Origin of the sequence: Photorhabdus sp. CRCIA-P01 (assembly GCF_003545805.1) — a bacterium.
Lineage (GTDB): Bacteria > Pseudomonadota > Gammaproteobacteria > Enterobacterales > Enterobacteriaceae > Photorhabdus > Photorhabdus antumapuensis.
The window spans coordinates 142,087-157,562 of record NZ_NMQR01000007.1; the positions used below are offsets into that span (position 1 = coordinate 142,087).

The following is a 15,476-nucleotide window of genomic DNA, read 5'->3' on the forward strand; positions in this document are numbered from 1 at the left end:
TATTGCCATGCCTATCTCAGCTATTTCTCAAAATCTATATTTGATTATCTCTTCTTCCGATGGAACGGAATCATTCTCTGATTGATCCATGATGTAAAGACAACACGGATGTTTCATTTACTTTATGATTTAAAAGGAATAAATATGAATTATCCTGTAAAAGAGATACCTGATGTATTAAAAAGCCAGTGTGGTTTTAATTGCCTGACGGATATTAGCCACAGCTCTTTTAACGAATTTCACCAGCAAGTATCCGAACATCTCTCTTGGTCCGAAGCACACGACTTATATCATGATGCACAACAGGCCCAAAAGGATAACCGGCTGTATGAAGCGCATATTCTTAAACGCGCGAATCCTCAATTACAAAATGCTGTACATCTTGCCATCGTAGCGTCTAATACGGAACTGATAGGCTATAACAATCAATTTAGTGGTAGAGCCAGTCAATATGTCGCACCGGGTACCGTTTCCTCTATGTTTTCACCCGCCGCTTATTTGACTGAACTTTATCGTGAAGCACGCAATTTGCATGCGGACGATTCCGTTTACCATCTGGATACCCGCCGCCCAGATCTCAAATCAATGGCGCTCAGCCAGCAAAATATGGATACGGAACTTTCCACTCTTTCTTTATCCAATGAGCTGTTATTAGAAAGCATTAAAACTGAGTCTAAGCTGGACAATTACACTAAAGTGATGGAAATGCTCTCCATTTTCCGTCCTTCCGGCGCGACGCCTTATCACGATGCTTACGAAAATGTGCGTAAAGTTATCCAGCTACAAGATCCTGGGCTTGAGCAATTAAATGCTTCACCAGCCATTGCCGGGCTGATGCATCAAGCCTCCCTATTGGGTATTAATGCTTCAATCTCACCTGAGCTGTTTAATATTCTGACGGAAGAGATTACCGAAGGTAATGCCGAGGAACTTTATAAGAAAAATTTTGGTCATATCGAACCGGCTTCACTGGCAATGCCGGAATACCTTAAACGTTATTATAATTTAAGTGATGAAGAACTTAGCCAGTTTATTGGTAAAGCCAGCAATTTTGGTCAACAGGAATACAGTAATAACCAGCTCATTACTCCAGTAGTCAACAGCAGTGATGGCACAGTCAAGGTATATCGGATTACCCGCGAATATACAACAAATGCCAATCAAGTAGACGTAGAGCTCTTTCCCTACGGTGGTGAGAATTATCAGTTAAATTATAAATTCAAAGATTTTTGGAATGCCTCTTATTTATCCATCAAGTTAAATGATAAAAGAGAACTTATTCGAACTGAAGGAGCACCTCAGGTTAACATAGAATACTCAGAACATATCACATTAAGTACAACTGATATTAGCCAACCTTTTGAAATTGGCCTAACAAGAGTACTTCCCTCCAGTTCTTGGGCATATGCGGCCGCAAAATTTACCGTTGAAGAGTATAACCAATACTCTTTCCTACTAAAACTCAATAAAGCGATTCGCCTATCTCGTGCAACAGAATTATCACCCACCATTCTGGAAAGCATTGTGCGTAGTGTTAATCAACAACTGGATATCAACATAGAAGTATTAGGCAAAGTTTTTCTGACTAAATACTATATGCAGCGTTATACTATTAATGCTGAAACTGCCCTGATATTATCCAATGCACTTATTTCACAACGTTCATATGATAATCAATCTAGCCAATTTGATCGCCTGTTTAATACGCCATTACTGAACGGCCAATATTTTTCTACCGGAGATGAAGAGATTGATTTAAATCCAGGTAGCACTGGCGATTGGCGCAAAGCGGTACTTAAACGTGCCTTTAATATCGATGATGTCTCGCTCTACCGTCTGCTTAAAATTACCAACCATAATAATCAAGATGGAAAGATTAAAAATAACTTAGAGAATCTCTCCAACTTATATATCGGGAAATTACTGGCAGAAATTCATCAATTAACCATTGATGAGTTGGATTTATTACTGGTTGCCGTGGGTGAAGGAAAAACTAATTTATCCGCTATCAGTGATAAACAACTGGCGACACTGATCAGAAAACTCAATACCATTACCGGCTGGCTACAGACACAGAAGTGGAGTGTATTCCAATTATTTGTCATGACCGCCACCAGCTATAATAAAACGCTGACGCCTGAAATTAAGAATCTGCTAGATACCGTCTACCACGGTTTACAAGGCTTTGATAAAGACAAGGCAGATTTACTACCTATGATGGCACCCTATATTGCGGCTACTTTGCAATTATCATCGGAAAATGTCGCTCATTCCATACTGCTTTGGGCAGATAAGTTACAGCCCGGCGACGGCGCAATGACAGCAGAAAAATTCTGGGACTGGTTGAATACTCAATATACGCCAGATTCATCGGAAGTATTAGAAACACAGGAACATATTGTTCAATATTGTCAGGCGTTAGCACAATTGGAAATGGTTTACCATTCCACCGGCATCAACGAAAACGCCTTCCGTCTGTTTGTGACAAAACCAGAGATGTTTGGCTCGTCAACTGAGGCAGTACCTGCGCATGATGCGCTCTCATTGATCATGCTGACGCGTTTTGCTGATTGGGTTAACGCGTTAGGTGAAAAAGCCTCTTCCGTATTAGCGGCGTTTGAAGCTAACAGTTTAACGGCGGAACAATTGGCTGATGCCATGAATCTTGATGCCAATTTGCTATTGCAAGCCAGTACTCAAGCACAAAACCATCCACATCTTCCTCCAGTGACGCAAGAAAATGCTTTCTCTTGTTGGACATCCATCAACACTATCCTGCAATGGATTAATGTTGCACAACAATTGAATGTCGCCCCGCAGGGCGTTTCCGCTTTGGTCGGGCTGGATTATATTCAATTAAATCAAAAAATACCGACCTATGCCCAGTGGGAAAACGCGGCGGGAGTATTAACCGCCGGATTGAATGCACAACAGGCCGATACATTACACGCTTTTCTGGATGAATCTCGCAGTGCCGCATTAAGCACCTACTATATCCGTCAAGTCGCCAAAGCAGCGGCGGCCATTAAAAGCCGTGATGACCTGTATCAGTATTTACTGATTGATAATCAAGTTTCCGCTGCAATAAAAACGACCCGGATCGCCGAAGCTATTGCCAGTATTCAACTGTACGTCAACCGAACGCTGGAAAATGTGGAAGAAAATGCTAATTCAGGGGTTATCAGTCGCCAGTTCTTTATTGACTGGGACAAATATAACAAACGCTACAGCACTTGGGCGGGTGTTTCTCAATTAGTTTACTACCCAGAAAACTATATTGATCCGACCATGCGCATCGGACAAACCAAAATGATGGACGCATTACTGCAATCCGTCAGCCAAAGCCAATTAAACGCCGATACCGTCGAAGACGCCTTTATGTCTTACCTGACATCGTTTGAACAGGTGGCTAATCTTAAAGTTATCAGCGCATATCACGATAATATTAACAACGATCAAGGGATGACCTATTTTATCGGCCTCAGTGAAACTGATACTGGTGAATATTATTGGCGCAGTGTCGATCATAGTAAATCCAGTGAGGGTAAATTTGCCGCCAATGCCTGGAGCGAGTGGCACAAAATTGATTGTCCAATTAATCCTTACCGAAGCACTATCCGCCCAGTGATGTATAAATCCCGACTCTATCTGCTCTGGTTGGAACAAAAGGAGATCACCAAACAGACAGGAAATAGTAAAGATGGTTATCAAACCGAAACAGATTATCGTTATGAACTAAAATTGGCACATATCCGTTACGACGGCACCTGGAATACGCCAATCACCTTTGATGTCAATGAAAAAATGATTATCCTGGAATTGGAAAAGAATAAAGCGCCAGGGCTCTATTGTGCTGGTTATCAAGGTGAAGATACGTTGCTGGTTATGTTTTATAACCAACAAGACACGCTTGATAGTTATAAAACCGCTTCAATGCAAGGGCTATATATCTTTGCCGATATGGCATCCAAAGATATGACCGATGAACAATGCCAAGCTTATCGGGATAACAGCTATCAACAATTTGATACCAACAACGTCAGAAGAGTGAATAACCGCTATGCGGAAAATTATGAGATTCCTTCATCGGTAAACAGCAATAAAGGTTATGGCCGAGGGGAATATAATCTCAGTATGGTACATGGCGGAGATATTCCTATTATCCGTTATCAAGCCTCATCAAGTGATTTAAAAATCCATATCTCACCTAAGTTAAGAATTACCCATGAAGGTGCCGATGAAAGAACACGTAATCAGTGCAGCCTGATAAAAAAATATGGCAAACTGGGTGATAAATTCATTATCTATACCAATCTGAGTGTCAATACACAATGGACATCAAATAAAAAGTTAATATACCCGGTTTATCAATATAGTGGAAATGCGACTAATAATAGAGAAAGTAGATTACTGTTTTATCGGGATAACCAAATTGGTAAAGTAAGTTTCTTTCTTCCTAATTGGGGGCAAAGCCTATATTCAGAAACTACCAATAGTAATAACGGCTATATTATAGATACTTCTAACCAAGAACCTTTGTTTAAACAATATCTCTATATGGAGGACACAAATAATGGATTCCGTATTATTGCTACTGATGTCAATGATGCAAAAGAGATCAAAACTGCAATTCCTGCGGCAAAAGTTCAGGTAACAGTAAAAGCAGGTAGCAAAGAGCAAACTTTTACTGCGGATAAAGATGTCTCCATTCAGCCATCACCTAGCTTTGATGAAATGAATTATCAATTTAATGCTCTCGAAATAGATGGCTCTGGTCTGAATTTTAATAATAATTCAGCCAGTATTGATGTCACCTTTACTGCGTTTGCGGAGGATGGACGCAAACTGGGTTATGAAAGTTTCAGTATTCCTGTTACCCGCAAGGTGAATACCGATAATGCTCTGACCCTTCACCATAATGAAAATGGTGCGCAATATATGCAATGGAAAGCCTATCGTACTCGCCTGAATACTCTATTCGCTCGCCAATTGGTTGCACGCGCTACCACCGGAATCGATACAATTCTCAGCATGGAAACCCAGAATATCCAAGAATCCATGATGGGAATTGGTGCCTACGTGGAATTAGTTATGGATAAATATAATCCAGAAATCCACGGCACTAATAAATCCTTTACGATTATGTATTATGATATTTTTAAATCAGGAGATAAGTTCCCTATTTATCAAGGGACATTAAGCGATATCGCGCCAACAAAAGTACAATTATTCTTATCCCGTTTTGATGATGCTCATGGAAATAAAGATAATCTCTATGTCTATGCGGTTTATCAAAAGCAGGAAACAAATGCTATCCGCTTTGTTAAAAAGGATAACAATGATGAACTCGCAATATTCGACACTACCTATAAAAATGGGACTTTCCCAGGGCTTGCATCAGCCAGAGTCGTGCCCACTTTCACAGAACCAATGGATTTCAGCGGCGCCAACAGCCTCTATTTCTGGGAACTGTTCTACTATACCCCGATGCTGGTTGCCCAACGTTTACTACATGAACAAAACTTTGACGAAGCGAACCGCTGGCTGAAATATGTCTGGAGCCCATCCGGTTATATTGTTCACGGTCAAATTCAGAACTATCAATGGAACGTCCGCCCGTTACTGGAAGATACCGGTTGGAACAGTGATCCTTTGGATTCCGTCGATCCTGACGCGGTGGCACAACACGATCCAATGCATTACAAAGTCTCAAGCTTTATGCGCACCCTTGATCTGTTGATCGCGCGCGGCGACCATGCTTACCGCCAACTGGAGCGAGATACACTTAACGAAGCGAAGATGTGGTATATGCAAGCGCAGCATCTGTTAGGCGATAAACCTTATCTGCCACTGAGTACGACATGGAGTGATCCACGGTTAGACAGAGCCGCAGATATTACTACCCAAAATGCTTACTCAAGCTCAATAGTCGCCCTGCGACAGAGCACACCGGCACTTTTATCATTACGCAGTGCCAATACCCTGACTGATCTCTTCCTGCCACAAATCAATGAAGTGATGATGAATTACTGGCAGACATTGGCCCAGAGATTGTACAACCTGCGTCATAACCTCTCTATCGACGGTCAACCGCTATATCTGCCAATCTATGCCACACCGGCGGACCCAAAAGCGTTACTCAGTGCCGCTGTTGCCACTTCTCAAGGTGGAGGCAAGCTACCAGAGTCATTTATGTCACTTTGGCGTTTCCCGCACATGCTGGAAAATGCTCGCGGCATGGTTAGCCAGCTCATCCAGTTCGGCTCTACGTTACAAAATATTATCGAACGTCAGGATGCAGAGGCGCTTAATGCGTTATTACAAAATCAGGCCGCAGAACTGATATTGACTAACCTGAGCATTCAAGACAAAACCATTGAAGAATTGGATACCGAGAAAGCCGCGCTGGAAAAATCCAAAGCGGGAGCCCAATCGCGCTTTGATAGTTATAGCAAACTGTATGATGAAAACATCAATGCCGGTGAAAACCAAGCTATGACGCTACGAGCGTCCGCAGCCGGGCTGACCACGGCAGTTCAAGCATCCCGTTTGGCTGGCGCAGCGGCTGATCTGGTGCCTAATATCTTCGGCTTCGCCGGTGGAGGTAGCCGTTGGGGAGCTATCGCTGAGGCGACCGGCTATGTAATGGAATTCTCCGCTAATGTTATGAATACCGAAGCGGATAAAATTAGCCAATCTGAAACCTACCGTCGTCGCCGTCAGGAGTGGGAGATCCAGCGTAATAATGCCGAAGCGGAATTGAAGCAAATCGACGCTCAGTTTAAATCGCTGGCGGTACGCCGTGAAGCCGCCGTATTGCAGAAAACCAGTCTGAAAACCCAACAAGAACAGACTCAATCCCAATTGGCCTTCCTGCAACGTAAGTTCAGCAATCAGGCATTGTACAACTGGCTACGTGGCCGATTGGCGGCGATTTACTTCCAGTTCTACGATTTGGCCGTGGCGCGTTGTCTCATGGCAGAACAGGCTTACCGGTGGGAACTCAATGATAACTCTGAACGCTTTGTCAAACCGGGCGCTTGGCAAGGCACTTATGCCGGTCTGCTTGCGGGTGAAACCTTGATGCTGAGTCTGGCACAAATGGAAGATGCCCATCTGAAACGCGATAAACGTGCACTAGAGGTTGAACGCACGGTGTCGCTGGCCGAAATTTATGCTGGATTACCAAAAGATAAAGGCCCATTCTCCCTGGCTCAAGAAATTGAGAAGCTAGTGAATGCAGGCTCAGGCAGTGCCGGCAGTGGTAATAATAATTTGGCGTTTGGCACCGGCACGGACACTAAAACCTCTTTGCAGGCATCCATTTCATTAGCTGATTTGAAAATTCGTGAGGATTACCCGGCATCTCTTGGCAAAATCCGACGCATCAAACAGATTAGCGTCACCTTGCCCGCGCTACTGGGACCTTATCAGGATGTGCAGGCAATATTGTCTTACGGCGATAAAGCCGGATTAGCGAACGGCTGCGAAGCGCTAGCAGTTTCCCACGGTATGAATGACAGCGGCCAATTCCAGCTCGATTTCAACGATGGCAAATTCCTGCCATTCGAAGGTATCGTCATTGATCAGGGTACACTGACACTGAGTTTCCCAAATGCATCAACACCGGACAAAGGTAAACAAGCCACTATGCTAAAAACCCTGAGCGATATCATTTTGCATATTCGCTACACCATTAAATAACCGTCCCAACACAGAACTAAGACAGGCCCCGAACCGGGGCCTGGTAAGGAGTTTCCATGCAGAATTCACAGACATTCAGTGTGACCGAGCTATCATTACCCAAGGGCGGCGGCGCCATTACCGGTATGGGTGAAGCATTAACGCCAACCGGGCCGGATGGTATGGCTGCCTTATCCCTGCCATTACCCATTTCCGCCGGGCGTGGTTATGCCCCTTCACTCACTCTGAATTACAACAGTGGAACCGGTAACAGCCCATTTGGTCTCGGTTGGGACTGCAACGTCATGACAATTCGTCGTCGCACCAGTACCGGCGTGCCGAATTACGATGAAACCGATACTTTTCTGGGTCCGGAAGGTGAAGTGTTGGTCGTAGCATTAAATGAGGAAGGTCAAGCTGATATCCGCGGTGAATCCTCATTACAGGGCATCAATTTGGGGACGACCTTCACCGTTACCGGTTATCGCTCCCGTCTGGAAAGCCACTTTAGCCGGTTGGAATACTGGCAACCCAAAACAACAGGCACAACCGATTTCTGGCTGATATACAGCCCCGACGGGCAGGTCCATTTACTGGGCAAAAACCCTCAGGCACGTATCAGCAATCCACTAAACGTTGCCCAAACAGCACAATATGTTAACCAAACAGCACAATGGCTATTGGAAGCCTCTATATCATCCCACGGTGAGCAGATTTATTATCAGTATCAGGCCGAGGATGAAACAGGTTGTGCAACTAACGAGCTCACAGCCCACCCGAACGCAACCGTTCAGCGCTACCTGCAAGCAGTACATTACGGTAACCTAACCGCCAGCGAAGTTTTTCCCACACTAAACGGAGATGACCCACTCAAATCTGGCTGGTTGTTCTGTTTAGTATTTGATTACGGTGAGCGTAAAAACAGCTTATCTGAAATGCCGCCATTTAAAGCCACAAACCATTGGCTTTGCCGCCAGGACCGTTTTTCCCGTTATGAATACGGTTTTGAATTGCGCACCCGGCGCTTATGCCACCAGATATTGATGTTTCACCGTCTACAAACCCTGTCTGATCAGGCCAAAGGGGACGATGGACCCGCGTTGGTTTCACGTCTGATACTGGATTATGACGAAAACACGGTGGTCAGTACGCTCGTTTCTGTCCGCCGAGTGGGACATCAGCAAGATGGCACAACGGCGGTCACCCTGCCACCATTGGAACTGGCTTATCAATCTTTTGAGCCAGAACAAAAAGCACTCTGGCAACCAATGGATGTACTGGCAAATTTCAACACCATTCAGCGCTGGCAACTGCTTGACCTGAAAGGAGAAGGCATGCCCGGTATTCTGTATCAAGATAGAAATGGCTGGTGGTATCGATCTGCCCAACGTCAAACAGGGGAAGAGATGAATGCGGTCACTTGGGGGAAAATGCAACTCCTTCCCACCATACCCGCTTTGCAGGATAACGCCTCACTGATGGATATTAACGGTGACGGGCAACTGGACTGGGTTATCACCGGGCCGGGGCTAAGGGGCTATCACAGCCAACACCCGGATGGTAGCTGGACACGTTTTACACCATTACATGCCTTGCCGATAGAATATTCTCATCCCCGTGCCCAACTTGCCGATTTAATGGGAGCCGGACTGTCCGATTTAGTGCTGATTGGTCCCAAAAGTGTGCGCTTGTATGCTAATAACCGTGATGGTTTTACCGAAGGGCGGGATGTGGTGCAATCCGGTGATATCACCCTGCCGTTACCGGGTGCCGATGCCCGTAAGTTAGTGGCATTTAGTGACTTACTCGGTTCGGGCCAAGCACATCTGGTTGAAGTTAGTGCAACTAAAGTCACCTGTTGGCCAAATCTGGGACATGGCCGTTTTGGTCAGCCCATCACATTGCCGGGATTCAGCCAATCCGCCGCCAATTTTAATCCTAACCGGGTTCATCTGGCCGATCTGGATGGCAGTGGTCCTGCCGATTTGATTTATGTTCACGCTGACCATCTGGATATTTTCAGGAATGAAAGTGGTAACGGTTTTACAAAACCATTCACACTCCATTTTCCTGACGGCCTGCGTTTTGATGATACTTGCCAGTTACAGGTGGCCGATGTACAAGGGTTAGGGGCTGTCAGCCTGATCCTGAGCGTACCACATATGGCACCACATCATTGGCGCTGCGATCTGACCAACGCGAAACCGTGGTTGCTCAGTGAAATGAACAACAACATGGGTGCTCATCACACCCTGCATTACCGTAGCTCTGTCCAATTCTGGCTGGATGAAAAAGCCGCGGCATTAGCTACCGGACAAATACCGGTCTGTTATCTGCCTTTCCCAGTCCATACCCTTTGGCAAACAGAGACAGAGGATGAAATCAGTGGCAATAAGTTAGTAACCACTTTACGTTACGCCCACGGTGCCTGGGATGGACGTGAGCGGGAATTTCGTGGCTTTGGTTATGTTGAACAGACGGACAGCCATCAACTGGCTCAAGGCAATGCGCCGGAACGTACACCACCGTCACTCACCAAAAACTGGTATGCCACTGGGGTCCCTGCGGTAGATAACACGCTATCCTCCGGGTATTGGCGCGGTGATAAGCAAGCTTTCACCGGTTTTACGCCACGCTTTACTCTCTGGAAAGAGGGCAAAGATGTTCCGTTGACACCGGAAGATGACCCTAATCTGTATTGGTTAAACCGGGCACTAAAAGGTCAGCCACTGCGTAGTGAACTCTACGGGCTAGACGGCAGCGAACAGCAAAAGATCCCCTATACAGTGACGGAATCCCGCCCACAAGTGCGTCGATTACAAGATAGCACTACCGTTTCCCCGGTACTCTGGGCCTCAGTCGTGGAAATCCGTAGTTATCACTATGAACGTATTATCAGTGACCCCCAGTGCAATCAGGACATCACTCTGTCCAGTGACCTGTTCGGGCAACCACTGAAACAAGTTTCGGTGCAATATCCCCGCCGCAGTCAACCGACAACCAATCCATATCCTGACACACTACCGGATACCCTGTTTGCCAGCAGTTATGATGACCAACAACAGCGATTGCGGTTAACCTGCCAACAATCCAGTTGGCATCACCTAACCGGTAATGAACTCAGAGTGTTGGGATTACCGGATGGTACACGCAGTGATACCTTTACTTACGATGCCAAACACGTGCCTGTTGACGGTTTAAATCTGGAAGCCCTATATGCTGAAAATAGCCTGATTGCCGATGATAAACCACGCGAATACCTCAACCAGCAACGAACGTTCTATACCGATGGGAAAACCGATGGAAAAAACCAAGCACTACTGAAAACACCGACACGACAAGCTTTAATCGCCTTTACCGAAACGGCGGTATTAACGGAATCCCTGTTATCCGCATTTGAGGGCGGTATCACACCAGACGAATTACCCGGCCTTCTGATACAGGCCGGATATCAACAAGAACCTTATCTATTCCCACGCACCGGCGAAGACAAAATCTGGGTAGCACGTAAAGGCTATACCGATTACGGGACTGAGGCACAATTTTGGCGTCCTGTCGCACAACGTAACACTCAGTTAACCGGGAAAACGACACTGAAATGGGATACCCACTACTGTGCCATCACCCAAACCCAAGATGCTGCTGGTCTGACTGTCTCAGCCAATTATGACTGGCGTTTTCTCACACCGGTGCAACTGACTGATATCAATGATAATGTGCATCTCATAATTTTGGATGCACTAGGACGTCCTGTCACGCAACGTTTCTGGGGAATCGAAAATGGTGTAGCAACAGGTTATTCTTCGCCAGAAGAAAAACCGTTCACTCCGCCAACCGATGTCAGTACAGCTATTGATTTGACCGGACCACTCCCTGTAGCTCAGTGTCTGATTTATGCACCAGACAGTTGGATGCCACTGTTCAGTCAGGAAACCTTCAACACATCAACGCCAGAAGAGCAGAAGACGCTGCGTGATTTACGGATTATCACGGAAGATTGGCGTATTTGCGCACTGGCTCGGCGCCGTTGGGTGCAAAGTCAACAGGCCAGCACACCACTGGTTAAACTGTTAACCAACAGCATCGGTTTACCTCCCCATAACCTTACGCTGACCACGGACCGTTATGACCGCGATTCTGGACAGCAAATTCGCCAACAAGTCGCATTCAGTGATGGTTTTGGCCGCCTGTTGCAAGCGTCTGTACGGCATGAGGCAGGCGAAGCCTGGCAACGCAACCAAGACGGTGCTCTAGTGACAAAAATGGAGGATACCAAGACGCGTTGGGCGGTCACGGGACGTACTGAATATGACAATAAGGGGCAGACGATACGAACTTATCAGCCCTATTTCCTCAACGACTGGCGGTATGTGAGTGATGACAGTGCCAGAAAAGAAGCCTATGCCGATACACATATCTATGATCCGATTGGGCGGGAAATCCGGGTTATTACCGCAAAAGGCTGGCTGCGACAGAGCCAATATTTCCCGTGGTTTACCGTGAGTGAGGATGAGAATGATTTGGCCGCTGACGCAATCGTATAATTGAATCAATATTCGCTCGTTTAATGTTAACGAGCGGATATACCCGTTATCTTTCAAGTTACCTCTTTGTTGGCTGCACTCACTCACCCCGGTCACATAGTTCGCTATGCTCCCGGGGATTCGCTCCCTTGCCGTCACGATACGTCTTGAAATCCATAGGGTATAGGTGCCATGATTGACATAACCCAGTCCGGTTGGGTTGACGTTTTCTTTTTGACGATTGCCCGATCACTCAAACCGGATTAAGTTCCTTCAAGTAAGCCATTATAAGTTGGTACCTTAAAAGACGACATATTGGAATCCAGACAATATCTGAAACAATCTTTTGAGATATACTCCGCAGATACATACGGTTTTGTGTATTTCGGCACTACACCTTCCACCGTAATCAACTGTTTCTTCCCGTCAGGATATTCAACCTGAATAGTTCTACCAGAAAGTTGCAATTCTGGAGACCAGAGCATTGTGCTCCATTGGGTTGTATCTACCCCCAATAAAATAATGCCCTCCAATCCCGGATCTTTAAATACTTTAATAGCTCTGGGGCTACCTGAATAACCATAAATACCGAGCGACAGAGGATGATCCTCTGGAAATATCCCTTTACCACTAAGTGTTGTTGCTACTGGAAAATGATACTTTTCTGCAAATGCTAACAACATATCAGCAGTTTCAGATGTTTTACTGCGTAACCCCGCGAGAATAATACAATTATGATTTTTACTTATGAATTATTCAAGTTCAGGTGAACATATTTTATTAATATCTACTGGGCGATTTTTCCAGGAATCAGAAACAGTTGAACTAATATCAAGGCGATTTCCATCATATTCATTTAAAATTTCCTTACTTACTCCCAGATACACTGGACCTCTTTCAATTCCTTTCATTGCCCTGAGTGATTCTCTCAGAAACCGACTGATTGATTGACCAGCTTTAGCTTCAAATGTTGCGCGAGTTACCGGAGAAAAAATCACTTGTTGATTAATCCCAGATTGGGTACTGTCCTGTAAAACATTGTGCATTTCCATTGTTGATGAAATTTGCCCAGCTAAAAGTAAAACAGGGAAATTATCTGTATAGGCAGAAGCTATACCTGTCAGAGTATTCGTAACACCTGGGCCACCAATGACCAGACATATATATGGATATAATTTTAATTAAATTTATATTCATATAAACCGTTCAGAACGAGAGTAATATAAATATATTTTTATTATCACGATTAAATACTATCTTTGTATCCAATGTAAAAGTCCTCGAAAATCACAAGTCAGGACTATTCATCGTTCCAAAAATATTGTTTCACATGCTCTTCCAGCACTTTTATTGCTGTAAACCATGTCATAGAGAGAGTGGCCTTCATACTCATTCAGCCCGATATTTTTCGCATTCACGACAACATAATTGGCTATCAGAGTGTACCAGGGCTAACGCATGATCATTTTTTATCCATAAGATGACGAATTAACCGTACAAAATAAGCCACGCTTTATTCTTGTTGCAATCTTATCTATTTGCCGTTATTTATCCACAACTTCCCGTAATTAATGGCCTTATTGATGACTCAGAAAGCCCTGTTTGACTACCTTGAAGCCTTACCTGACCCACGTCAACAAGCAAAATGTTCTCATGTGCTATCTGAGGTCATTTTTATGACACTCTGTGCCATGATGTGTGGTTTTGATACCGGGTCCGAAATTGCGCTCTTTGCTCAGGAACGCGAAAAATGGTTTAAGCGTTGGTTAACCCTGGCAAATGGGGTTCCCTCACATGACACCTTTAACCGGATTTTTGCCATTATGCCAGCCAGTACCCTGCAATCATTGTTTCAGGAATGGGTGAGTCATATTTTGAAAAAAGAAGGTCTTTCAGGGCAACTGGCGGTTGACGGTAAGGCGTTAAGGGCAACAGCAAAAGGTCGGGGAGCTAATCGTATCCATACCGTCAATGTCTGGTCAACTGAACTGGGCCTCTGCCTTGGGCAACAAAAAGTGGAGAAAAAATCCAATGAAATAAAAGCCATTCCTGAACTTCTCCAATTATTGGCGCTGGAAGGATGTCTTGTGAGCATTGATGCGGCGGGAACGCAAACAAAAATCGCCGAGATTATTCTGGAAAAATCCGCGGATTATTTGCTGGCAGTCAAAGATAATCAGCCGACACTGGCTGCTGAAGTCAGCGCGCAATTTCACGCTTTTTGGGCGAATACGCCAAAAGATATTGCCGGTCCCTCTTTCTGCGAACAATTTGATGATCAGCATGGTCGCCGGGAACATCGCCGATGCTGGCAATTCCCTGTGGGTGAGCAGATGCCCATTTGTCAGAAATGGAAAGCAAAGACGATAATAGCAGTCCAATCTGAACGGACAGAAAAAGGACGTGGGCATGATTTTGTGCGATTTTATATCAGTAGCCAGCCAATGAATGCGGAGAAAGCCTTGCAAGCGATACGCTCTCACTGGTCGGTGGAGAATCATTTACACGGGTCACTTGATGTTGCGTTTCGAGAAGATAAACTCCAGGCCCGGATGGGATTTGCCGGTGAAAATTTAGCTGTACTACGAAAATGGATTTTGAACATGCTGAAACAGAATAAATCCCGTAATTTAAGCATGGAAAATAAGCGCAGGCTCTGTTGTTTAAATGATGATTATTTATTCGAATCCTTGAGTTTGTTTATATAATGAGCTTTGATGCGTTAGCCCTGTTCTTTTTATAAACCGATAATTTACGAACAATTTGGCTTTATGTTGTTTGTTTTAATGCTAAGGAGGCTAAGATCCTTAAAACATTATCCCATTCATTAATAATCAACCCAATATCTGCTTTATCACTCGGTTTTATCACATATTTAGCGTATTTTTTGGACTCCTGAAATCCCACTAAGTTATTATTAGTTTTATTGTTTAGCTGTTTAAATCTCGGCATAAAACGGTATCCAAATAAATGGAGTAATGCAAAGTTCACCCGATTAATGCTGTGCATATCACCGGAAATGGAAGCTGTTTCAACGTCCAGGGCAAGATCTCACAATTTTAACAAGGTTATTTGGGTTAAATAAAGACCAAAATATAACTTTTTATAGCCACTTCTCTCATTAAAACGTTAAGATCTCTCTATTCTATAAAAGCGTGATCTTAATAATGAGTATTTTCAACTTTATCAGCAAGATAGATGACCCACGTTCTGACATCAATAAAAAACATGAATTAATGGATGTGATTTTTTTAGCTTTTTCTGCTGTGT

At 44.6% G+C, this 15,476-nt stretch carries 5 protein-coding genes and 1 pseudogene; 3 read left to right on the top strand and 3 right to left on the bottom strand.

The window, feature by feature from the left end:
- The first annotated feature begins 144 nt into the window (after nt 1-144).
- Both D3222_RS07040 and D3222_RS07045 read left to right on the top strand, forming a co-directional pair.
- Nucleotides 145-7,704, top strand: coding sequence for a neuraminidase-like domain-containing protein (locus D3222_RS07040; RefSeq protein WP_118985524.1), 7,560 nt, complete (start codon nt 145-147; stop codon nt 7,702-7,704).
- Nucleotides 7,705-7,760: 56 nt separating this feature from the next.
- Nucleotides 7,761-12,227: a SpvB/TcaC N-terminal domain-containing protein gene (locus D3222_RS07045; protein WP_118985525.1), complete on the top strand. Its 4,467-nt coding sequence runs from the start codon at nt 7,761-7,763 to the stop codon at nt 12,225-12,227.
- A gap of 425 nt (nt 12,228-12,652) precedes the next feature.
- Here D3222_RS07045 and D3222_RS25875 read toward each other — a convergent pair.
- Both D3222_RS25875 and D3222_RS25880 read right to left on the bottom strand, forming a co-directional pair.
- A pseudogene (locus D3222_RS25875) lies at nt 12,653-12,955 on the bottom strand (thiamine pyrophosphate-binding protein); the annotation flags it as partial.
- A 3-nt stretch (nt 12,956-12,958) separates the two neighbouring features.
- Entirely contained in the window at nt 12,959-13,369 is a 411-nt protein-coding gene (locus D3222_RS25880) for a thiamine pyrophosphate-binding protein (RefSeq protein WP_339367485.1), read from the bottom strand.
- 420 nt (nt 13,370-13,789) lie between these two features.
- Here D3222_RS25880 and D3222_RS07055 point away from each other — a divergent pair, with 420 nt between their 5' ends.
- On the top strand, nt 13,790-14,914 hold the full coding sequence (locus tag D3222_RS07055) for an ISAs1 family transposase (protein WP_118985526.1): 1,125 nt from the start codon (nt 13,790-13,792) through the stop codon (nt 14,912-14,914).
- Nucleotides 14,915-14,975: 61 nt separating this feature from the next.
- Here the strand turns inward: D3222_RS07055 and D3222_RS07060 are convergent, their stop codons facing one another.
- The gene (locus D3222_RS07060) at nt 14,976-15,248 is read right to left on the bottom strand and encodes a Tn3 family transposase (RefSeq protein ID WP_118985527.1); all 273 of its coding nucleotides are present in this window, start codon (nt 15,246-15,248) and stop codon (nt 14,976-14,978) included.
- Nucleotides 15,249-15,476 lie beyond the last annotated feature (228 nt).